The 23,611-nt window shown below is 41.6% G+C and carries 15 protein-coding genes; 9 read left to right on the top strand and 6 right to left on the bottom strand.

Going from position 1 to position 23,611, the window contains the following annotated elements:
* Window positions 1–8: 8 nt before the first annotated feature.
* From M2132_RS07150 to M2132_RS07115, 8 genes are all read left to right on the top strand, one after another.
* A complete protein-coding gene (locus tag M2132_RS07150; RefSeq protein ID WP_129733345.1) occupies window positions 9–3,152 on the top strand; it encodes an efflux RND transporter permease subunit in 3,144 nt (1,047 codons plus the stop codon).
* A complete protein-coding gene (locus M2132_RS07145) occupies window positions 3,149–4,327 on the top strand; it encodes a TolC family protein (protein ID WP_129733344.1) in 1,179 nt (392 codons plus the stop codon). The genes M2132_RS07150 and M2132_RS07145 overlap by 4 nt, the downstream gene beginning before the upstream one ends.
* An 11-nt stretch (window positions 4,328–4,338) precedes the next feature.
* Window positions 4,339–4,611, top strand: a complete 273-nt coding sequence (locus M2132_RS07140; RefSeq protein WP_129733343.1) for a hypothetical protein — start codon at window positions 4,339–4,341, stop codon at window positions 4,609–4,611.
* 12 nt (window positions 4,612–4,623) lie between these two features.
* The gene (locus M2132_RS07135) at window positions 4,624–6,567 is read left to right on the top strand and encodes a heavy metal translocating P-type ATPase (RefSeq protein WP_129733342.1); all 1,944 of its coding nucleotides are present in this window, start codon (window positions 4,624–4,626) and stop codon (window positions 6,565–6,567) included.
* 38 nt (window positions 6,568–6,605) lie between these two features.
* Window positions 6,606–7,454 (top strand): RteC domain-containing protein, encoded by an 849-nt coding sequence (locus tag M2132_RS07130; protein ID WP_163176180.1) that lies wholly within the window; start codon window positions 6,606–6,608, stop codon window positions 7,452–7,454.
* Window positions 7,455–7,793: 339 nt separating this feature from the next.
* Window positions 7,794–8,153: a helix-turn-helix domain-containing protein gene (locus tag M2132_RS07125; RefSeq protein WP_129733340.1), complete on the top strand. Its 360-nt coding sequence runs from the start codon at window positions 7,794–7,796 to the stop codon at window positions 8,151–8,153.
* Window positions 8,116–10,155 (top strand): AAA family ATPase, encoded by a 2,040-nt coding sequence (locus M2132_RS07120; protein WP_163176179.1) that lies wholly within the window; start codon window positions 8,116–8,118, stop codon window positions 10,153–10,155. Before M2132_RS07125 ends, M2132_RS07120 begins: the two co-directional genes overlap by 38 nt.
* A gap of 12 nt (window positions 10,156–10,167) precedes the next feature.
* The gene (locus tag M2132_RS07115; protein ID WP_129733338.1) at window positions 10,168–10,476 is read left to right on the top strand and encodes a helix-turn-helix domain-containing protein; all 309 of its coding nucleotides are present in this window, start codon (window positions 10,168–10,170) and stop codon (window positions 10,474–10,476) included.
* A gap of 86 nt (window positions 10,477–10,562) precedes the next feature.
* Here the strand turns inward: M2132_RS07115 and M2132_RS07110 are convergent, their stop codons facing one another.
* The 6 genes from M2132_RS07110 to mobC all read right to left on the bottom strand — a co-directional run bounded on the left by M2132_RS07110 (window position 10,563) and on the right by mobC (window position 22,996).
* A complete protein-coding gene (locus M2132_RS07110) occupies window positions 10,563–16,280 on the bottom strand; it encodes an N-6 DNA methylase (RefSeq protein WP_280672686.1) in 5,718 nt (1,905 codons plus the stop codon).
* Complete coding sequence (locus M2132_RS07105; protein ID WP_280672685.1) at window positions 16,267–16,713, bottom strand: DUF1896 family protein; 447 nt, start codon at window positions 16,711–16,713, stop codon at window positions 16,267–16,269. The genes M2132_RS07110 and M2132_RS07105 overlap by 14 nt, the downstream gene beginning before the upstream one ends.
* A 161-nt stretch (window positions 16,714–16,874) precedes the next feature.
* Complete coding sequence (locus M2132_RS07100; protein WP_280672684.1) at window positions 16,875–17,201, bottom strand: hypothetical protein; 327 nt, start codon at window positions 17,199–17,201, stop codon at window positions 16,875–16,877.
* A complete protein-coding gene (locus M2132_RS07095; RefSeq protein ID WP_280672683.1) occupies window positions 17,201–19,291 on the bottom strand; it encodes a type IA DNA topoisomerase in 2,091 nt (696 codons plus the stop codon). Before M2132_RS07095 ends, M2132_RS07100 begins: the two co-directional genes overlap by 1 nt.
* A gap of 28 nt (window positions 19,292–19,319) precedes the next feature.
* Window positions 19,320–20,804, bottom strand: coding sequence for a DUF3945 domain-containing protein (locus M2132_RS07090; protein WP_129733333.1), 1,485 nt, complete (start codon window positions 20,802–20,804; stop codon window positions 19,320–19,322).
* Between the two features lie 182 nt (window positions 20,805–20,986).
* Window positions 20,987–22,996, bottom strand: coding sequence for a conjugal transfer protein MobC (mobC, locus tag M2132_RS07085; protein ID WP_185154804.1), 2,010 nt, complete (start codon window positions 22,994–22,996; stop codon window positions 20,987–20,989).
* Window positions 22,997–23,190: 194 nt separating this feature from the next.
* On the opposite strand from mobC, the gene M2132_RS07080 reads away from it, so the two are divergent.
* On the top strand, window positions 23,191–23,592 hold the full coding sequence (locus tag M2132_RS07080) for a hypothetical protein (protein WP_280698238.1): 402 nt from the start codon (window positions 23,191–23,193) through the stop codon (window positions 23,590–23,592).
* The last annotated feature ends 19 nt before the right edge of the window (window positions 23,593–23,611 follow it).

Genomic DNA, 23,611 nt, shown 5'->3' with positions numbered 1-23,611 from the left:
GAATCAGTATGTTGAACAAGATAATAAAATTCTCGCTGAACAACCGTGTCGTTGTTTTAGTGGCATCCCTGCTGCTTATGCTGGCAGGAACCTATACAGCCGTCAATATGGAAGTCGATGTATTTCCCGACCTCAATGCACCCACCGTTGTGGTGATGACAGAGGCACGAGGTATGGCTCCCGAAGAAGTCGAACGGCTCGTTACTTTCCCTGTCGAAACCGCCCTGAACGGTGCTACTGATGTACGCCGTGTGCGTTCATCCTCTACCACAGGCTTTTCTATCGTATGGGTAGAATTTAACTGGGGAACGGACATCTACCGTGCCCGTCAGATTGTATCCGAAAAGTTAGCCGTTGTCAATGACCAGTTGCCGTCTAACGTTGGTAATCCGACGTTGGGGCCGCAATCGTCCATACTGGGTGAGCTTATGATTATCGGAGTAACCGCCGATTCAACCTCATTACAGGATTTGCGGACATTATCTGACTGGACTATCCGCCCCCGTTTATTATCAACAGGTGGAGTGGCACAGGTAACCGTTCTCGGTGGTGAAATCAAGGAATACCAGATATTGCTCGATCCCGGAAAGATGAAACATTACAACATCGGACTCAATGAAGTAATCGACGTCGTTACCGAAATGAACCAGAACGCCGCAGGTGGTGTATTGTATGAATACGGAAACGAATTTATCATCCGTGGCGTGCTTTCAACAAATAAAATACCATCATTGGGAAAAGCTGTTATCAAAACAGTAAACAATGTTCCTATCCTGATAGAAAACATTGCTGAAGTAAAAATAGGAGATAAAGCACCTAAACTGGGTATGGCATCCAACGACGGCAAAGCTGCCGTATTGATAACTGTTACCAAGCAACCGGCTACAAGTACGCTCGAATTGACAGACAAACTTGACGCTTCGCTTGCCGATTTACAGAAACAGCTTCCGGCAGATGTGAAGATAACAACCGACATCTTTCGTCAGGCACGTTTTATAGACAACTCCATCAATAACGTACAGAAATCATTGTACGAAGGGGGTATCTTCGTGGTTATCGTTTTCGTTATCTTCCTGATGAACGCACGTACAACCATTATATCACTTGTAACGATACCGTTGTCATTAGTCTTTGCAATACTCTCCTTAAAATTCATGGGGCTTACTATTAATACCATGAGCCTCGGAGGTATGGCTATTGCTATTGGCTCGCTTGTGGATGATGCCATTGTCGATGTAGAAAATGTGTTCAAGCGATTGCGGGAGAACAGGCAGAAACCAAAGGAACTGCAAAAAACCGTACTCAACGTCGTGTTCGATGCTTCCAAAGAAGTGCGTATGCCAATTCTATACTCCACATTTATCATCATCGCCAGCTTCGTTCCCTTGTTCTTCCTTTCTGGAATGGAAGGTCGTATGCTTGCACCGTTAGGAGTAGCCTTTATTATGGCATTGATAGCTTCTACCGTAGTAGCCTTAACCCTTACTCCAGTATTGTGTAGCTACCTGTTGGGTAAACCACGAAAAGATGATAAACCGGAACGTGAACCGTATATAGTAAGGAAACTGAAAATCGTTTACGAGGTAGCCCTTAAATGGACACTCAAATACAAGAAATGGGTACTTGGCGGAACAGGTGTTGTTTTAGTGATTGCCGTTATCATTTTCTTCTCATTAGGTCGTAGCTTCCTGCCGCCATTCAATGAGGGTTCATTTACCGTAAGCATCAGTAGTATGCCCGGTATATCGCTTGAAGAATCCGACAAGATGGGGCGTATAGCAGAAGATATCTTGCTTTCCATACCCGAAGTTCAAACCGTAGGACGGAAAACAGGACGTGCCGAACTCGATGAACACGCACTCGGTGTAAACGTATCGGAAATCGAAGCACCGTTCATCCTCGATAAACGTTCCAAAGATGAAGTGCTTGCCGAAATACGCGAAAAGATAAAAGTGTTGCCGGGAGTGAATATAGAAATAGGCGCACCCATTTCGCACCGTATCGACGCTATGTTATCCGGTACACGTGCCAACATCGCTATCAAGTTGTTCGGAACAGACCTCAATAAAATGTTCTCCATCGGTAACCAAATAAAAGCAAACATTCAGGACATTGAAGGTATTGCCGATCTGAACGTAGAACAACAAGTGGAACGTCCGCAGTTGAAGATAGAACCCAAAAGGGAAGTAATGGCGAAATACGGCATAACCTTACCCGACTTTGCGAAGATTGTAAACGTCATGCTCGCAGGTGAAGTCGTTTCACAGGTGTACGAAGAAAACCGCTCGTTCGACCTTACCCTAAAAGTAAACGACGATAGCCGTGAAACAGCCGAAAGGATAAAGAACCTTATTGTTGATGCCAACGGACGTAAAATTCCATTGAGTAATATAGCCGAAATAACATCGTCCACAGGCCCCAACACCATCAATAGGGAAAACGTTGCCCGTAAGATTGTAATATCGGCTAACGTTGCCGGACGTGACCTGCGCGGAGTAGTAAATGACATTCAGGACATCGTAAACGAAAAGATAGAACTGCCCGAAGGTTATCATATTGAGTACGGCGGACAGTTTGAGAGCGAACAGGCAGCATCACGCACCCTGCTTATTACCTCAATCTTCTCCATTCTTGCTATTTTCATGCTTCTGTTTGCGCAGTTTAAGAGCATAAACCAGTCCGTTGTTATCCTGCTTAACCTGCCGCTTGCCCTTATCGGCGGAGTGTTTGCCATTTTCTTTACTAACGGCGTTCTGAGCATACCGGCTATTATCGGGTTTATCTCCCTGTTCGGTATCGCTACACGTAACGGTATGTTGCTTATCTCACGATACAACGACCTTGTGGCAGAGGGGTATAGCAAACTTGATGCGGTAATGACCGGCTCGTTAGACCGTCTAAACCCCATCTTGATGACCGCATTAACCTCCGGTCTTGCACTGATACCGCTTGCATTGGGTGGTGATTTGCCGGGTAACGAAATACAAAGTCCGATGGCAAAGGTTATCCTGGGCGGATTGCTCACATCGACTTTGCTCAACGGCTTTATTATTCCTATCATGTACTTAATTACAAACAGGAAAGTAGTTGAAACCGAAATTCTGGACAACGAGGAACCTGAAGTAAACAACACTAAATTAGAATTAGAATGAGAACAATCATAATAACCATGTTGGTACTCTTCGCAGGCATAACGCTCAATGCGCAGAATAATATCAACCCTGTATTGTCTTCGATAGAAGAGAACAATACAACCCTGAAAGCCCTCCGCGAACAAGTTGAAGCGGATAAGCTGCAAAACAAAACGGGCATCTTCCTTGATGATCCGGAAGTGGGCTTCAATTATCTCTGGGGTAACCCTTCAAATATAGGTAATCGTACCGATTTTAGCGTATCGCAGACATTCGACATTCCCACCATTACGGGAATGAAAAGTCGGTTAGCAAACGGTAGAAACAACCTTGTGGAATGGCAGTACAAAGCCGACCGTATGAATATATTGCTCGAAGCAAAACAATACTGCATTGAACTGATATATTACAATTCCCTGCTTAAAGAACTTTATTTGCGTCTGGAACATGCAGAAACCATTGCCAAAGGTTATAAAGACCGTATGGACAGGGGCGACGTAAGTATCTTGGAGTACAACAAAGTAAACCTGAACCTTTCTACCATACAAGGAGAAATATCGCGCATGGAAGTAGAACGTGATGCACTCCTTGCCCAGTTGAAAAGGCTGAACGGCGGTATCGACGTAGTCTTTAATGATGCAGACTACGGCAGCCGTGAGCTTCCGTTGAACTTTAACGACTGGTATGTACAAGCCGAAGATAAAAACCCGGTGTTGGCATACGTGCGTAACGAAATCGAAGTAAGCCAGAAACAGGTATCACTAAGCAAAGCGATGAACCTGCCTAAGTTTACCGCCGGATACATGAGTGAAAAAGTAGTCGGACAACGGTATCAGGGTGTGTCGCTTGGTATATCCATACCGCTATGGTCGAATAAAAATCAGGTGAAACAGGCAAAGGCATCTGTTGCTGCTGCCCAAAGCCGCGAAGCCGATACCAAGCAACAGTTTTTCAGCCAACTGCAAATACAGTATTCCAAAGCAATGGGACTGAAAACTACTGCCGACAAATATCGTAAATCGCTGGCAAACGTAAATAATACCATCCTGTTGAAAAAAGCACTTGATGCGGGTGAAATATCCTTGCTTGATTACATGGTTGAAATGGGATTGTACTACGACAACGTAAACCAGACGCTTGCAGCCGAAAGGGATTATCAACTGGCATTTGCCGAACTTGCAGCCGTAGAACTCTAAAAAATGATGTCATGAAAAGACAGCAAAAGAAAAAAAAGAGTAAGGTCATTGCAAAGAAAAAAATGATTAGTTCAAGAGCAAAAAAATGGATTGTAGCGTTAAGTATAACCATTGGGATTACATTAGGTTTTTTGTTATGGTATTATGTAACCAGATGTCCCCATCATCATTGTTTCTTTCATAGATGGCCGTTAAAGGAAGTCTTATTCTTTGGGACTTTGTTTACACTATTACCATTTGTGTTTTTGAATGAGGAATTGTATAAAAAGAAGTATAAACGATAAATTAAAATAATTATGGGAAATTGCAATGATGGGGCTTGTGTTATAGACAAGACCAAACAGGAAATGGATACCTCACAGAAAAGAGGTTACATCCGGGCGGCTATCTCCTTTGTGATGCTGATTGCAGGCATCATCTTTTCCGCTGTCGGGCTTTCGTTCTTTGCCGATAAGTGGGTACAACTCGCATGGTATATCATCGCTTATATTCCGGTAGGCTTACCGGTGATAAAAGAAGCATGGGAAGCCATTCGCCAGAAAGACGTATTCAGCGAGTTTACATTGATGAGTATAGCTACCATCGGGGCGTTCTTTATCGGAGAATACCCCGAAGGCGTTGCAGTAATGCTGTTCTATGCCGTAGGCGAACTCTTTCAGGATGCAGCGGTAAACCGTGCAAAAAGGAGCATTAGTGCATTACTTGATGTCCGACCAGAAACAGCGACAGTTATTAAGATGGATAAAACTGAAATAATGTCGCCGGAGAATGTAAATGTAGGTGATATTGTGGAAGTCAAGGTAGGCGAAAGAGTGCCTCTTGACGGAATTTTACTGAATGAATCGGCATCTTTTAATACTTCGGCATTAACTGGAGAGAGTGTTCCCAGAACGATACGGAAAAATGAGGACGTATTTGCAGGTATGATACTTACCGACAATGTTTCAAGAATTGAAGTAACGAAACCATTTGGTATGAGTGCTTTGGCTCGTATTCTTGACCTTGTTCAGAACGCCACAGAAAAAAAGGCACCCGCAGAACAGTTCATACGCAAATTTGCCCGCATCTATACTCCGATAGTGGTGGCACTGGCTGCGCTTATAGTGTTATTACCACTGGCATACTCTGCTATTAATCCGGCATTCAATTTTGTGTTGTACGACTGGGTTTATCGTGGATTGGTATTCCTCGTTATTTCCTGCCCGTGTGCTTTGGTTATCAGCATACCGTTGGGCTACTTTGGTGGTATCGGGGCGGCAAGCCGTAAAGGAATACTATTTAAAGGAAGCAACTATTTGGAAGCCATTACCAAAGTAAATACGGTGGTGATGGATAAAACCGGAACACTGACACAGGGAGTTTTCAAGGTACAAAAGATTGTTCCGGCAGATTTTCTGCTCGAAACAGACCTTGTGAATTTAGTGGCTTCGGTTGAAACGCAAAGTACGCATCCCATAGCGAAAGCTATTGTGGAATATGCAAAAGAGCAGAATATCGAAGTAATTAAGCCGGAGATTGTGAATGAAATCGCAGGGCACGGCTTACAGGCTTCTATCAATGGTAAAATAGTTCTTGTGGGTAATCCTAAATTATTGATAAAAAACAATGTAGAGTTCCCGCCGGAAATAGCGACTATACCCGAAACGATTGTTGTTTGCGCTATCAATGGCATCTATTCCGGATATATTCTGGTAGCCGATGCTCCGAAAGAGGATGCAGCTACAGCCGTGAACGCTTTGCGTGAGTTAGGAATTAAGAATATTGTAATGCTGTCAGGAGATAAACAGGCCATCGTTTCGCAGCTTGCCACAGAGTTGAACGTTACGCAAGCGCATGGCGATCTGCTGCCCGAAGGAAAGGTTGAGTATGTAGAGCAGTTGAAGTCCGATCCGGGTAATAACATTGCTTTTGTAGGCGATGGGATAAACGATGCGCCTGTTCTTGCCATGAGCGACGTAGGCATTGCAATGGGTGGACTGGGTAGCGACGTTGCCATAGAAACGGCAGACGTTATTATTCAGACAGACCAACCGAGCCGGATAGCAACGGCTATAACAATAGGCAAAGCTACACGCCGAATTGTTATACAGAATATAAGTCTGGCTTTTGGTGTAAAGCTCATTGTGTTGATTTTGGGTGCAGGAGGTGTTGCAACCTTATGGGAAGCGGTATTTGCTGATGTTGGGGTATCGTTATTGGCGATATTGAACGCTATTAGGATTTTGAAAATGAAATTTTAATTATGCCCTGTTGGGGTTTGTACCTAAAATATAGCCTTATGAATAAACACGTCAATACTATAATCGAAAAAGTGAATGATCAGCTTGAAGCTATTGAACTGGAAGAAGAAGCCTCTTTAAGAAAAGCTAAAAAAGCAGTTTTGTTGCTAAAAGGAATTATGCAACAGCTAAAGATGAAACTGAACGATTATAAGTTCAAAAGTGATGATGAAGAAATATGTTTTTTTAAAGAGTACAAACCCCAACTTTTCAGCAAATTAATCTATTACTCGGAGATTTATAAGATAGAAACTAATCGACCGACTGGAAGTGATACGGCACAGAAAAATTATATAATAAGGGAATTAGACAGGATAAAAGATTATTTTGATAAAAACTTAGATTTCTACCAGTATTACAGGACAGAGAAGACTCATCTTGACCGTTATTATTTTCTTCGGGTAGAGCCGAATATTGAACTTAATGTAGATTGCTTCTACTTTGAAAGGGATAATAATTTTTCTACCAGTTTTGATTACAAAGTTTCTAAAATATTAGCCAATGAGATGCTCCGTATTTATCTCAATGCTGAATTAAATAAACTGGAAAAACATCCTGAAAACGAAATGGATAACTCTAAATTTCCCCGTATAAAACATACTTGGACAGGAACTAAAACAGAACTTGTCGAACTGATTTATGCTATATATGCAAAAGGAAGCATAAATTATGGAAACATTGATATTAAAGAGTTGATAGATTATTTCTGTAATGTTTTCAATACCGATGCCGGAGAGTTTTACCGCATCTATTTGAATATCAGAAACCGGAAAGAAAGCCGGACTTTATATCTTGATTCATTGCGAGATAGCCTTAACAAAAAAATGGATGATGACGATAACAGGTAAAATGTCAGGTGGTCAATAAAAAAACAGCAGAAGTAATTATAAAAATCAATTCATTATCAATAAGTTATGAGAAAATCAATATAAAGATGATATAAAGTTTATCTTAACGGATTTTCCCTCTTTTAGCCCTGAAAAACTATCATTTTCAGGGCTTTTTTACGTCTTTTTCTTCCAAAAATACCCAATGTAAAGATTCTCACTTTACATTCCTAAAAAAACAAAACTAAAACATTCTGATTATTAGATATTTAGAATGAAATTTCAAAAATAGTTATAGCAACTTGTCATTCTACGTTTTTGCAACTTCCGAACTTTGCATCAATTCAATAAGTAGCAATTATGGATGTCATTACAATAGAATCACAGGCATACAAAGAATTAGTTTCCAAAATTAATGCCATAGCGAAATTCGTGATAGATCATCAGGATGATGATACTACCAACCCGGACGAAATGTGGGTGGACAGTTACGAAGTTTGCACCTTTCTCAAAATCAGCGAACGAACACTTCAACGTTTGCGAAGTAACCGGATGATTTCTTATTCCATTATCTCCGGCAAATCATATTATACCATTGCTGAAATAAAACGGATGCTTACTGAGAAAAGAATCCGCAGCACCGATGAATGTATGAATGACCTTATAAATAATCATAAACTCCATGCTCAACAAAGACGAATTATTAAGACGGACGAATAACGGTTTGGACGTATTCAAACACTATATCCCAGTCCAATGGAAAACAGGACGTAATTTCCTTAATCCTTTGTATGAAGACCGTAAAGCATCGTGCAATGTATATTTTGACCGTCGTAATGGCGTTTATAAAATTAAGGATTTCGGCAATGACGATTACAGTGGCGATTGCTTTTTCTTCGTTGGAAGATTGAACGGTTTGGATTGTAGCAATGGAGCTGATTTTGTCGAAATATTAAAGACAATAAACAGGGATATGGCATTAGGACTGGGTGATTCCGATTACTCTCATACTCCGCAGCCAATCACATCGAACAAACAACAGCCTACGCCTGAACTACCCAAAAACAAACCGTATAATATCATTCAACAAAAATTCACTCAAAAAGAACTGGATTTTTGGAAGCAATCAGGTATTACGCCCGAAATATTGAAATACTACAAAACAGTTTCCCTGAAAGAATTTAGAAGCGAAAATAAAGACAATAAACCATTCTACTATACTTCATCAGAAAATGAGCCTATTTTCGGATATATGAGTAAACGGTATGTGAAGATTTACCGTCCGTTTTCGGAAGTCCGTTTTTTATATGGTGGTAATATCGGGGAGAATTACTGTTTCGGACTGGAGCAATTACCCGCCAAAGGAGATACGCTGTTTATCACCGGCGGAGAAAAAGACGTGATGACACTTGCCGCTCATGGATTCCACGCTATCTGCTTTAATAGTGAAACCTCTATAATCCCGACAGGGATCATCTACAAACTGACATTCCGGTTTAAACATATTGTACTGCTCTATGATGCAGATAAAACAGGAACAGATAGTGCGGTGAAGCATGAAAAGGCATTGTCCGAATATGGTGTTAAACGTCTTGTACTCCCACTTTCGGGAGAAAAAAAGGACAAAGATATTACCGACTATTTCAGTAAGGGTAATAGCCGGAAAGAGTTCCGACAATTATTTCTCGATTTTCTTGATAACCTATATAATGAAACAATGACCATGCTGAAATCATGCGAAATTGATTTTAACAATCCTCCGGCAAAAGCAGAAGAAGTTATATCTGCCGGCGACGTACCACTGGGCACACAGGGTAACATACTTTGTATTACTGGCGGTGAAGGCACAGGAAAAAGCAACTATGTTGCTGCCCTGATTGCAGGTTCGATAAGAAACGACAATCGTCCCATTGATACGTTAGGCGTTGATGTACGGGATAATTCCGACCATAAAGCGGTTTTGCTCTATGATACGGAACAATCGGAAGTACAGCTTTTCAAAAATGTATCAAATCTTTTAAAGCGTGCTAAACTGGAAGAAAAACCGGAAGAACTACGGGCTTTTTCTCTTACGGGAATGTCCCGAAAAGAACGGTTACAAGCTATTGTTCAGAGTATGGATAAGTACCATTACGAATATGAGGGCATTCGCTTAGTTGTCATTGACGGGATAGCAGATTTAGTGTCATCGGCAAATGACGAAGTTGAAAGCATCAGGATTATGGATGAACTATACAGGTTGGCAGGAATATACCGTACCTGTATTATATGTGTGCTTCATTATGTACCCAATGGCTTGAAATTGCGTGGGCATCTTGGTTCGGAATTACAACGCAAAGCTGCTGCAATCCTTAGTATAGAACTTGACAGCGATCCGTCAATATCAGTGGTGAAGGCGCTCAAAGTAAGGGACGGCAGTCCTCTCGACGTTCCTTTAATGCAGTTTTCGTGGGATAAAGAATTAGGTATGCACATATATATCGGAGAAAAACCACGAGAGGAAAAAGAAAAAAGGAAAGAGAAAGAACTGGCGACAGTTGCCCGTGAGATATTCGATTCACAAAGGCATCTGACCTATATAGACCTATGCGACCGCATACAGCAGATAATGGATGTAAAGGAACGTACCGCCAAAAGCTATATTAAATATATGCGAGAGAAAGATATAATTATAAAAGATCCGTCCAATCAAAACTACTTTATGATAGGGCATATCATCTAAAAACGAAATACTATGTATATAGATAGAGAAAATTTTGAAGCATGGATGGAGCGTATCATGGATCGCTTCGACAAAATAGATAAAATACTTGATAAAATGAGTAAACGTAGGAATATGTTAGATGGAGAAATTTTGCTTGATAATCAGGATTTGTGCATGTTGCTTAATGTAAGTAAACGCACCCTGCAACGCTATCGTAGTACCGGAGAACTGCCTTTTCAGACAGTTTATCATAAGACATACTACAAAGAAAGTGATGTTCATATTTTCATCAGGGAAAACTTTAACAAGAAAAGGGGCAACAATAAGAAAAACCCGTGAGGGCATTACTATTTCCATATTTATAGTTTTTATGAATTTATATTCAAAAGCCCGTACCGTCGTGATGACAGGCACGGGCTTTATTTTTACAGTTTGAAATTTTTAGAAGAATCCTTTTTATCCACTTTCGGCGGACTACCACCCACCGATGCAATAACAAGCCTATCGCCCATTATTTCTTTAACTCCCTGCAAAGTATTTGGCAATGGTGCATCCCGAACAGTCGATGTTTCGGTCTTGCCTTGCGACTGGTTCTGATTGGTAGTAGAAACAGTCTTATCAGGTACAGTTTCCGCTTGTCCTTCAGTTTCACTGATTGGAGTAAGTGAGAGCTGAATTTCCCTATCCAACTTTATTAACTCGTCTTTCAGGGTTTTCAGTTCCGGTTCCTTACGCCAAGTACCTTCGACTACTTCTTTCAGTACAGGTATATCCTTTTGCAACTTCTCATTATCCGCTTGATACTTCTCCAAAAGTTTAGGCATGGTATCGAGTGCATTCAGGAAATTTTGTGCTGCGGTCTTCGGATCAGTAGCCATTACCCCGTGATTATAATTGTAGAGAATATTGCCCTCTCCCTTAATAAAGAAACGATTTTGTATAACATCGAAGCCATCTTTATTAGTGGTTTCAGATTTTACCATTAAATCAAAACCGTAAAGTGTACCAATTTTCTCATGCGCTCCATGTGTGCGGGCTTTGTCGGCTATTTCATTTAGCTTCAGCCCGACTTCTTTTGGGTTACTGCCCTGTAATCCGTCTAACTGAACAGGATTCAGGCGGGTAATACCGTCCGGCTGATGCTGAACACGGGTGTTAAACGCTTCAATATCTTTGGATATACGGCTAATAAACCCGTTGTTTTGCTCTACATTGGATATAATATCCTCCAATTTGTAACGTGATGATGACTTGCCACGCATGAATGCCTGTCGTTCGGATTCCAAAGAAGCGATTTTCTTTTCCAATCGTGCTTTCTCCAGTAATTCGGTATTGCCGGAAAGAATTGCCACATATTCAGAGAAGTTCATACCGCCTTTTTCGTCCATACTTCCCTCGTCGATAGTACGGCTACCCAGTGAATTATTTTTCAACTGGCGAATGAAAAGCTGCTTGTTGTGAAGTAAACCGAACTTGTACGCATCTAACGATTTTTCCACAGCATAGATAAGTACATCTACTTTATTATCCGCATATAGCTTCGCAATTTCATTGCCCTTGCGAATGCCCCGACCGTCCCGCTGTTCCAAGTCTGACGGTCGCCAAGGCGCATCTAAATGGTGGATTGCAACGCATCGTTTCTGGGCGTTTACTCCGGTTCCCAACATTTCGGTAGAGCCGAACAATACACGGATTTTACCCTCGTTCATATCCTTAATCATGGTTTTACGAGCCTTATCCGTTTTGGCTTCCTGAATAAAGCGTATTTCGTGAGCCGGGATTCCATAGTCATCCACCAGTTTACGCTTTATCTCGGAGCATGGGTTCCATTCTCCGGGTTTGTAAGTGCCTAAATCGGAGAAAACGAACTGGGTTGCTTTGTGGTCTTTGAATTTTGTGTAGTAGTCTGATACCATTTTAGCCACATGGGAAGCCTTGTTGTCCACATGGTCGCCATATTTAACTGGATCAATCAGTCGCATATCGAGGGACATCTTTCGCGCGTAATCGGTAGCGATAAGCATTTTTGCTTTTTCTTCGCTTTCCGATAATGGCGCACGTCCTAATATTTCACCTTTACCTGTTTTGGCGAACTCTACCAACTTTTGTATAAACTCCTGTTGGTCGGGTGTTGGTGGAATATTATGCAGAATTTCATTCTTTACAGGGCGGTCGATACCAATATCCTCCGCAGAACGATAGTCTGTTATTTCGGCATAAAAAGCTGCCAATTCGGGTACTTTGATAAAATACCGAAAGCGTTCTTTTTGCACAATTTCATTCGTTACCGAAAATTCGTAGTCTATCGACTTTTTGGCGAAGATTGCCGCCCACGCATCGAATGTATTAATACCCTGTCGTTCCAGTTCGTTCGGCCGGAGATACTTGAAAAGCAAGTATAACTCTGTCAAACTGTTGGAAATGGTTGTGCCTGAAAGAAAAGTGGCTCCCAAATCTTTTCCCGTCCTGTCCTGAATGGTACGCAGGGCAAAAAGCATATTCAAGGCACGTTGTGAGCCTTCGGCATTACCCAGACCTGCAACCCTGTCGTGTCGGGTTGTAAAGGTCAGGTTCTTGAATCGGTGGCTCTCATCAACATACAAGTGGTCGATACCCATAAGACGGAAATCTACGGTGTCATCCTTGCGGTTCTCAATCTGGTAGGTTATATTTTCCAATTTGGCTTCAAGGTTTAATTGTCTTTTAACTAAACCTTTTTCCATAGCACGGGAAATCTCCTTTCCTTGTGCCCGTAACACTTCCAGATTTTCTTCTACGCTATCGAGTTCCGCCTGTAATATCCGTTGCTGAATTTCGGGTGACTGGGGTATCATACCAAACTGTTCGTGTGTTAAAATGATTGCATCCCAGTTGTTATTCTTCATTTCGTTGAAAATCTTCGCCCGTTTAGCAGGGGTGAAATCTTCTTTACCCGGATACAACACTTTTGCATTGGGGTAAGCCGTACAGAAAGTTTGGGCTATTTCATGAACATTGGCTTTGAGCGCCATAATGAGCGGTTTATTTACCAATCCCAAACGTTTTTTCTCGTAGGCGCTTACACACATTATCAGGGTTTTACCGCCCCCGACTTCGTGGTCGATAATACCCCCGCCATTGAGTTTATCCATCCAAATTGCATCCTTTTGGCTATTGTATAGGTCGGGAATACCCAAGCCTTTCAGATCCAGTCCCGGAAACTCTTGGTGGCTTCCGTCATACTCCGGACGGACGAAACAATTAAATGTACGGTTGTATTTATCTGCCAGTCGGTCTTTGAACTCCGGTGATTGTTCGTTAAGCCATTCAACGAAACCGTTCCGTATCTCGTCAATCTTGGAATTGGCGAGTTGAATAGATTCGGAATCACGTACCTTGACCTCTTTTATTTCCCCGTCAATCAACTTATTGACTTTCTTTGTTATATCAGGAGAGGTATTATGCAAGGCGTGTTTCATCAGGGCGATACCGTCGAAAGTCCGGCTTGTTGCCTTAACAGCGTACTGATCCCATATCTTGATATTTTTGCTGTCGGCTTTGAGCGTGTATTCATCACGGCTTTGAGCATAATGCACCGATACATTCGTATCAAACAAATGTGAAGCGTATTTGCTGTAAATGCCCGACGGTATCCACCGTTCTCCGAAATTAAAATCCAAATCTTCGAATGCTATCGGACGGGGTATTGCTTCTTTCAGAGCCTTTAATGATTCTTTTGCCGCTTCATTGTCGGGGTGGTTTTCTATATACCGCTCTACGTGTTCCGCTTTGGAGATAACATTACCACTTATGAACTTGTCTTTAATTTCATAAGAGCCTATCATTGGATTGAAAAATACCTGCTCTTTGAGTTCCTCCAGTATTTCATCCGAAGTCCCCCCTGTAAGCCCTGCCATATATTCAAGGTTTACCGTTGCATGTTTATTGAGCGAAGCGGTCAGGGCTTCCCGTGCATTATCGGCATGGGTAATCTCATTGGGATTAAAGGCAACCGGTTGTTGAAATATATCTGCTTTGACGGCTTTACCATCGATATACCTTTCCAGAGAAAGAATTTCCGTTCCTCCGGCATCCATTTTTATAAGGCTAAGATTTTTTGCGTCGTTTATATTTCCGAAACGGCGGGTAAAATCATCATACAGCCGGTTAAGCATTTCCCTTAATGCAGGATTGGCTTCCAACCTTGTTGCTTCGTTGCTGTACAGGTGGTGATAAGTGTCCCGTATTTCAATATAAAGGGATGCTTTCGCCTGCTGTGTTCCGGTGAGCTGAAGCGGATGGAACATCGGCTGAAATCCATTCAAATCACGCAAATAACCGATACGATTATTTTCGTCGGTAACAAGTGAGCCATCACGGTAATGGGACGGTATATCTTCCAATAGGAAAGGAACAGGTTTCATGCGTTCCTGCTGTTCCCGTTCGGCTTCCTCTTTCAGCCGTTCCAACTGTTCTTCCCGACGGGCATCGAATACGGGGTAGGCCTCGACGCTTTCCTGTTGTAGCTTTTCCCGTTGCTGCGCTGCATTATGCGCCATTTCTTCCCGCCAGTCCATAAACGGCAGTTCCTTTGACTTGCTTGCCTGTAATTTGGATTTTCTACCTCTCTTTTTGGGTTTGTTTACCTGACTGCGTTCCTCTTGGGTAAAGCCGAAAAGGTCATAGAGCGTTATTAATGGTTCTTGCGTTACGGACTGGGGTTTCGCCTCCGTAGTCGGCGCTTTTTTAATGGCAGGATCATCCATATCGAAAAGAGTACCTCTAAAAGTATTTGGAGCAGCCGGTTGTCTTTCTTCTGTTTCATTCTGCTTTTTTTCTTTAATTCCAAAATCTTCGGGTTGTGGCGGACGTTCGGCATACAGTTTTCTGTCCATTTCAGAAGCGTAATCACTTAATTCCTGAATATCCTGTTCGGTTATCTGATTGCTGTTATCCAATTTTGCAGATTGAGATTGTTGTGTTACCGACTGTGCCGGGTTTTCCTGTGCATAGTTTTGGTAACGCTGCAAATCCAAATGTTTTGAAAAATCATCTTTCAGCATTTGCCGCAAATCTGTGGCTATTCCCTCAATACCGCCTTCATGGGTAAAAACAATAGCAGGTTTGCCGTATGGATCGGTGTCGATTTTGGAACGGGTTTGTACTACTCTGTTGAAATCACGGAACAGGTTATTAATAGATATGCCGTTAGATAATTTGCGGGATTCGATAAAATCCTGCTGTCGTTGGCTTGGAACTATATTTTTATTATTCCGTTGTAATACAATCAGGTCGCTGCCGACATCAGTTCCGGCATGGTCGGAAAAGAGGTTGTTCGGCAAACGGATAGCGGAAACAACATCGCAGGTGTTCATCAGGTATTCCCGTATCGGCTTGTTCTGTTCCGAATTAAGTACGCCCTGACTGGTAATAAAGGCGATTAACCCGCCCTCTCTGGCCGACATAACACTTTTTACAAAAAAGTAGTTGTGTATCGCCTGTGTCGATTGTTTGACGGCGGGTATTTCATGATTGGAAAGTAGCGGATCGAATACTGAAACATCGCCAAAAGGGATATTGGATGCAATCACATCAAAATGCTGTGAATAGCGTCCTTCCATTTTTTCGTAACCTTCAATCCGTACCTTATCATCAGGATAAAGGTGCGATAGAATTTTACCTGTCAGCAGGTCTTTTTCAAAACTGGTTACTTTAGCTTCAGGTGCAATATCTTTGAAAGAAGAAATAAACGCACCTGTTCCGGCACTGGGTTCTAAAAAGCGTGTCGGTGTTATCCCGTTATCCTTTAGTGCATCCGCTAACGCATCAATAACAGGCTTCGGCGTATAAAATGCCGTAAGGATAGAACTTTTCAGGGAGCTGACATAGCGTTTGTAAACTTCCGGTGTGGGAGAACTTTCACGGAGTACCTCGTGGAGTTCCTGCACCAACGGAAAAAGCTCGACTTCGGATTTAGACCACCGCTCAATATCTTCGGGTTTGTCGGCAGGGTTAAGGATTGCCTTAATCCCTCCGAAGCCTGAATATTTTGCGAGTATTTCCCGTTCTTCGGGTGTTGCCTTTTTTTGTTCCTTGTCGAGCCTTAACGCTAACTTTATTGCGTCAATATTCTGACGCAAATGAGTTCGCTTATTGTAACTCATTTTCGAGCAGTATCAGGATTGTGCCGACAAGCTCTGTATAAAGCGACTGGTACTCTGTCGTTTCGGCATAATCATCACTAAGGTTGTATTTAGCAAATACCGCCTGACATTCGGGCATTAGTTCCTTTGCCTTTGCCTGGGCATCACCCGGAGAAACTTCGTCGAAAAACTCATTCCAGAGTATTTCAACTACTATATTATAAGGAGAAAAGTGTAAGCCTTTGAATAAGGCTTCGTTTGCAATTTCGGCAGCTTGAATATGGTCTAAACCGCTTTTTACTGCTTCGCTGTACGCTTCGGCTGCCATATCCCCACGTCCGGCAATAAATGAAAGGTCATTTGCTTTGTCGGGGTGGGAATCACGTAAATAAGAAAGTAGATTGAGCCGGAAGTACGACATTTCCGCAGGCTCTAAATTTGAATTGTATTTCATAACTATGAATTTTTTAGTGGAAAACTTTTGGTATGGATAAGCAAAAGGCACCGGGGTATCCCTCCCCAGTGCCACCACTAAAAAATTCAATAGCACCTGATTTAATAATTTCTCATTAAAACCTGTGACATATGAACTTCTTAGTGGCAAAGATAGCTGTTTTATTCCAATTTATACAAGTCAGAACAGTACAGGACTGAGCGATTTACATTGTGAATAACATTGATAACCTTAATTTCCTTACCGATACACGTGGTTAGCGAATTAATATTTTCAAGCATATTTAATTCGCAGTCATCAAGTGATTTCGCCCATTCTATAAAGAACTCTTCCAATGAAATAAATTCTCCGATTCTTGGAGTAGTAGGATATGGAAAATCATGACTTTTACAATAATCAATAAAAGAATATAGCATTTTAGTCGGCTTATCCAGATTTGCATTTCTCGTCAATGCCTGTCCTAAATTTAATAACAAACTTATTTTCATTACTTTTTCCTCTTTTTGGAATTATCAAATTGGAATATCGCTTTATACTCTGCATCAAAAGCTACGGCAGCATCAAAAGGCTTATTTTCTTTACTCTTAAAGCCTTTGATAGTACCTGTCTTGCCTTTGGTTAGCAGGTCTTTCAGTTGTCCGTCCGTCAGGTCTTTTCCTGATTTATTCCGGAATACTGTCAGTCCGCAAGCCTCATTGTTACATTTTGCAACCTTTTGGAATATTACTACCTGACCGTTTTTACATTTCGGACATGGACAGCTCTCTCTTGTATTGCCGCCTTCGATTTTCTTCTCCAGTAATTCGGTGGTAATCTGTGCGGCATATACTTCGATACTTCGATGAAAGGTATCGGCATCCATTTCTCCCGTTGCTATTTTATTCAATGCGCTTTCCCATGCTCCGGTCATAGCTACGTCCGCTATTTTTTTATCACGGATAGCCAGATAGACAACCAATCCTTTATTGGTAGGAACAAGGGATTTCTTTTCACGCTGAATATATTCACGGGAGAAAAGCGTTTCGATAATAGCGGCACGGGTGGCAGGTGTTCCGATACCCGATTCTTTGAGCGCTTCCCGTTCCGTTTCGTCCGTAAGGTCTTTACCGCAGGTTTCCATAGAAGATAATAAACTACTTTCCGTATGTAATGGGCGGGGCTTGGTTTGTTTCTTCAGTAAATCCGTTCCGTTAATGGGAAGTATATCGCCATCGGACAGGGACGGGAGTGCCGGAGCATCGTCTTCGCCTTTTTCTTCATCAGGTGCGTTCAATACGGCACGCCAACCGGGAATAAGGATAATGCTACCTTTGACTGAAAAAGCAATGCCCGAAGCATCCAAAGAAACGCTTGTGTTTTCTTTGGTACATTTGCCGGAAAAGGCTTCCAACATACGGGCAGCAATCATATCATATATGATACGTTGGTCGGCTGAAATATCTTTCGGCATATTTTCAGTGATAATCAGGGCATGGTGGTCTGTTACTTTCTTATCGTTTACAGAACGCCTGTTCAGGCTTGCCCCTGACATTGTTTTTGCATAGTTGCCGAATGGAGCGTAACCGGATAACTGACCGATAAGGGTGGGTATCTCGGCAAAAACATCATCGGAAATATAACGGCTTCCCGTTCTTGGATAGGAAATAAGTTTCGCTTCGTAAAGCGACTGGCCTACCGACAGGGTTTTATCTGCTGAAAAACTATGGCGGCTGTTCGCTTCTTTCTGCAAAGTAGTCAAATCGTACAGCAATGGAGGTTCCTGATTGGCTTCTTTCTTTTCGACGCTTATCACGTTTACGGATTCGGCGGATCGGACACGGTTTAAGATGTCGTCTGCCTCCTGCTTTGTGCCAAACCGTTCTGTGGAAATAGCGGCGAACTGGGTTGCATCTTTTACTGTGTGCAATTTTACCTGAAAATAGGTTTGCGGTTTGAAATCTTTGTTTTCCAGATAACGGCTGCATATCATGGCGAGTGTAGGTGTTTGCACCCTTCCCAATGACCATACGCCGTGCCCGGCTGATATTGACAGGGCTTGTGAAGCGTTTATCCCGACAACCCAATCGGCTTGGCTCCGGGCTTTTGCCGAACGATACAGGTTGTCGTACTCTTTTCCCGGACGTAGGTTCTCCAATCCTTTGCGGATAGCCTGATCCGTGAGAGAGCTTATCCAAAGACGGTCGAAAGGGCGGGAACACTCCAGATAATTATATATATATCTGAAAATTAACTCCCCTTCTCTTCCGGCATCGGTCGCAACCACTATACACTCACATTTATTAAATAACTCTTTGATAACTTTAAGTTGTTTCATTGTGCCCGGATCAGGTTTGTATTCTTTACCGTCCTTTACCTGACGGGGCAATAACTTAAATTCGGCAGGAAGTATCGGTAGGTTTTCAGCCTGAAATCCTGTAATACCATAGTCCTGCGGCATTGCCAGTCCTATGAGGTGGCCAAATGCCCACGTTACACAATATCCGTTCCCTTCTAAATAACCGTCCTTGCGGTTATCCGCACCAACGATAGCCGCTATATCACGGGCTACGCTTGGCTTTTCTGCAATTATTACTTTCATTTACTATTGGATTTTTTAGTGGTTGGTATTACATTTTATGTCCTGTGGACTTTTTCACAGGTTTCCTAATCTGCTTCTGCTCTTGCTGCTTTTCGGTCGGGTTTTGCTGACCTTGTTTCAGGGGTTCATTTGAATGTTTGGTTGCTTCATTGGTTTTACCCTGTGAATTGACTGCTACCTGTGTCTTATTGCCTTCGGCAACTTTCACATCCGCACCTTGCTTTTTGGCTCTGTCCGGGTTCCACTTAAAGAAATCCAGTTTGCCTTTTTCCTGATTGACCTTTACATAGGCATTGAAAGGCTCGCCCTTTCCGTCTTTCATCATACCCTGAACATAGACGGCTTTTCCTTCCCGGAGAGAACTTTGTTGTTTATCGTCCAAATCAACGCCTAAAAGTTTTTTAGGAATACGGACTTGGTTCTGCTGTTCTCCGTTCTGGCTTTGTTCCTGTCTATTGTTCTGCTGATACTTATTGCGGTCTAATCCGTCATAATTGAAATCGTAACCGCCTTTGGCTGCATTAAACTGAACATAAGCATCGAATTTTTTAGGATTATCGGTACCTATTGTCTTTTTGGAGGTCATACCCTCTACGAGTACCTTTTTCCCTTCTTTTAATGCCTGTTGTTGTTCAGGAGATAACTCAACACCTTTCAGGTTTTGAGATACTGTGAGCTTATCAAGGGGTACGGCTTCCAAACGGTTAGTCTGCTTGTCGATAGAAATAAGCGACGGTACTTTTTCGCCCGGTCTTGGCTCCAGTTCTACCACCCTACCACTGTTACCCGTTGCTAACAGGTTTTCTTTTACGTCATTGGGGAGCATAATGCCCTGAAACGGTTTTTCCAAATCAACCTGCTGTTGGTATGGATGCGGGGTAAATTTCAGGCTGCCATCCGGCTGTTCCTCCAGTGAAAGACGGGCTTTCATGGGATATTCTACTCCCTCTATTTTGGGGTTGATATCTACAAGGTGCGGAGATTTATACCCGTAACTCATGGCTTTGAGTTCGCCCTCCAGATTTTCGGGCTTGATACCGTATTTCTGATATTCACTTTCAGGGATACGGCTTGTGTCGAATTGCTTAAATTCGGTCTTCTGTTCGGTTGCTGGTGTTGCTTCCATTTTTTCTTCTTTTTTTTCGGTTTGAACTTGCTTTTCACTCTCTTTGGTGGATTGTTCCTGCTGATTCATATAATCTTTCGGATTGATACGATACTTCTCCAAATCTTCATCACTTAGTTTTAATACTTTATCAAGCATATCGACGGTAACCGCATAGAATCCTGTATGCGACGGGTTTTTAGCTTGATTAAAGAAGTTTTTGAAAAAGTTTTCAAGGGGATCGGCGTGTTTGTCAATTTTGATAAAATCGGTTTGCTTCGCCTTCATGGGATCAATGGCATCAATTTTACCTTTTTTGTCGATGCCTTTCACGACTTTGAGTTTGTTGCCTTCTCCTTCATCTCGCATCAGGAGAACTTTGTCTTTCGGATTTAATTTTTCATCCATAATAAAAACTGTTTTTGTTCTGCATCACTATTAATGCAGAATAAAAGTAGCGGTAATCAAGAGGTTAGCTGTTGATTTTTCGGCAGGTGGTCGCTTGTGGCTTCGATTTGGCAGTGAGTGGCGTTATAGGAAAAACAAAGAGCCGGAAATCCGGCTCTCCTACATTATATATATATGTATATTTATTCTTGTTGCTGTAATAAATGAGCCAATGAAGGATCATCCTTAATGCGTTGTAGTTCTTCTGCAACAATTTGTTTGGTTTCCTCTTTGATACGGTTATAGTTGAGCTGTATCTGCTCTTTCATCTTATCTACTCCGTTTTCGTCTTTAAAGTCGGTAATAATAGGAATAGATTGATAAGCCTTAGTTTCGGCAGCTACCTTTGCATTATCTACAACTATTTCACAATGGAAAATTTTCTGCTCGATACGTTCATCAAAGTTGTCGGCAATCGCTCCGACAAACATCCCTTGTGTCAAGTTACTGATTTTGGACGGTGGTATCAAGCTATCCATCTGGGTACTTATAGAGGTCGATTTATCATTGCGGTTAATAGTCATAGACTGGCGTTTCTGTAAGACTTTACCAAATCTATCGGATAATGTTTTTGCAGTTTCTCCCACAACCTGACCGCTAAAAACATTTCCTACGGTGTTCATCACAACTTTTGCTTCCTTATCCCCGTAGTCCCTTATTAGCTGCGAAAAATCCTGAAAGCCCAAAAGCACAGCAACCTTATTACTACGGGCTGTTGCGATCAAATTGTCAAGACCTTTGAAATAAATTGTCGGTAATTCGTCGATTACGACCGAACTCTTTAATTGCCCTTTTTTGTTTATCAATTTAACTATTCTGGAATTGTAAAGTCCCAAAGCTGCGCCGTATATATTTTGCCTATCGGGGTTATTGCCTACGACTAATACCTTCGGATCATCAGGGTTGTTTATATCAAGCGTGAACTCATCACCGCTCATTACCCAGTATAATTGCGGGCTAATCATTCTTGAAAGCGGTATTTTAGCACTTGCTATCTGTCCCTGCAACTGTTCCATTGCGCCCCCAAGCCACGCGTCCATAAAGGGACTTAGGTAGTTTTCCAGTTCGGGATAACTTGTCAAAATAGGGAAAATATCTTCATACCTTTTATTCAGGAACTCTATCGCATGAGGGAATGTGCAATATTTTCCGTCTTTATAAATTCGGAGATACCATATAATAGCAGCAAACAGAATTATCGGAGATTCCACAAAGAAGTCGCCTTGTTTTTGCACCCATGTTTTATTAAGGTTAAGCATAATTGTATAACTCGATTCGTAAGCATCGCTAATATCTTCCATGAAAGAAGGGTTGATTGGATTACATCGGTGTGAACGGCTCGGATCGTCGAAGTTTATCACGTAAAACGTGGGGACTTTTTTGTAGCCTAATTGATTGTTCAGTAAATGATTATAAGCGATTGTAGAAAGGTCAGGAAACTTAAAATCATACACGTACATTGAAAATCCTTTCTCAATTTGTTGCTTAATGTATTGATTAACAACAGCGTATGACTTCCCACTGCCCGGAGTTCCTAACACAATACTTGCACGAAAAGGATTTACAACGTTTATCCAACCCCGCCATTCTTTTTTCTTATACCAGAATTTCGTAGGCAGGTTCACGGAATATTCACTCTGTAATAGCCGTGTTTCCTGCATAAAACTCTCGTTCTCCGTGTTGAATACGTCGTCGAACATATTGTTTTTGAGTAAACGGCTCATCCATAATCCACCGACCAAAAGGAACAGATAACCTGCTGCCATTGTCAGGATGTAAAAACCTGTTGTAGCCGATGCAGGTAATGGCAATTCAAGTATCCACCAATTCATAAAGAACAGGATAAAACCTATTGTCAGAAAAACATAGATTTTCGGCCAAGTGATTTTTTCCTCTTTAACTCCCTTAGTTCCCAGACACGAAAGGGCAAGGAAAACAACGGCAAATAATTTGGTATAAAGAATACTACCGAATAGTCCGGCAGTCCGGTCAAAGTTCAGTAGTATCTTATCAACTACCGAAATATTGATTCCCCATTCACGCAAAGCGTAATAGCAAAACCAATAAATGTTTATCACTACAAAAATAATACTGATTGCCCTCATGAACTCCATCACTTTGGCAAGTCCTCTTAAATCATCTTCTTGTTGCATAATCTTTAAAAATTAAAAGTTTGAGAAGCGAAATTAGAGAGGTTGTTCTTGTAAATGATTGATTTTCTGTCATGTGGTCGCTTGTGGCTTCGATTTGGCAGCGAGTGGCGCTAAAATGGAATAAGAGGTACCTTATAAGTAAATACCTTAAAATAGTGATTTACTATTTTAAGGAATATTGCTAAATTTGAGGCGTGAAATTTTTGACCATCATAGTCGTTACTTTACTGTCCCTGCAAATAGGATTCACTAATACTGTTTTGCAGGAAATATATCGCTTGCCTTTTTTAATCCAACATTATTGCGAACACACTGAAGAAACATCCATTGACTTAAAAGATTTTTTTAAACTGCATTATTCCGAAAATGAGCATAAAACGAAAAAAAAGGCAAATCACAATCACGCATCTTTGCCTTTTCATAACTCACTTAATACAGTACATATTAATCCTTTTATATTTGCGGAACATTCTTTCGACAATCCTGAAAAACCATTTGCCATAAAATCCGATATTAAAATACCGGATCACACATATTATATTCCTCAAAATCTTATTAACTCAATCTGGCATCCACCCAAGAATAATATTTTATAAATAACTTCTTAGCTAAATA

Origin of the sequence: Dysgonomonas sp. PH5-45 (genome assembly GCF_029893235.1) — a bacterium.
Lineage (GTDB): Bacteria > Bacteroidota > Bacteroidia > Bacteroidales > Dysgonomonadaceae > UBA1309.
Note: the sequence above shows the minus strand (reverse complement) of the source record. Positions and strands in the feature narration are given on the sequence as shown.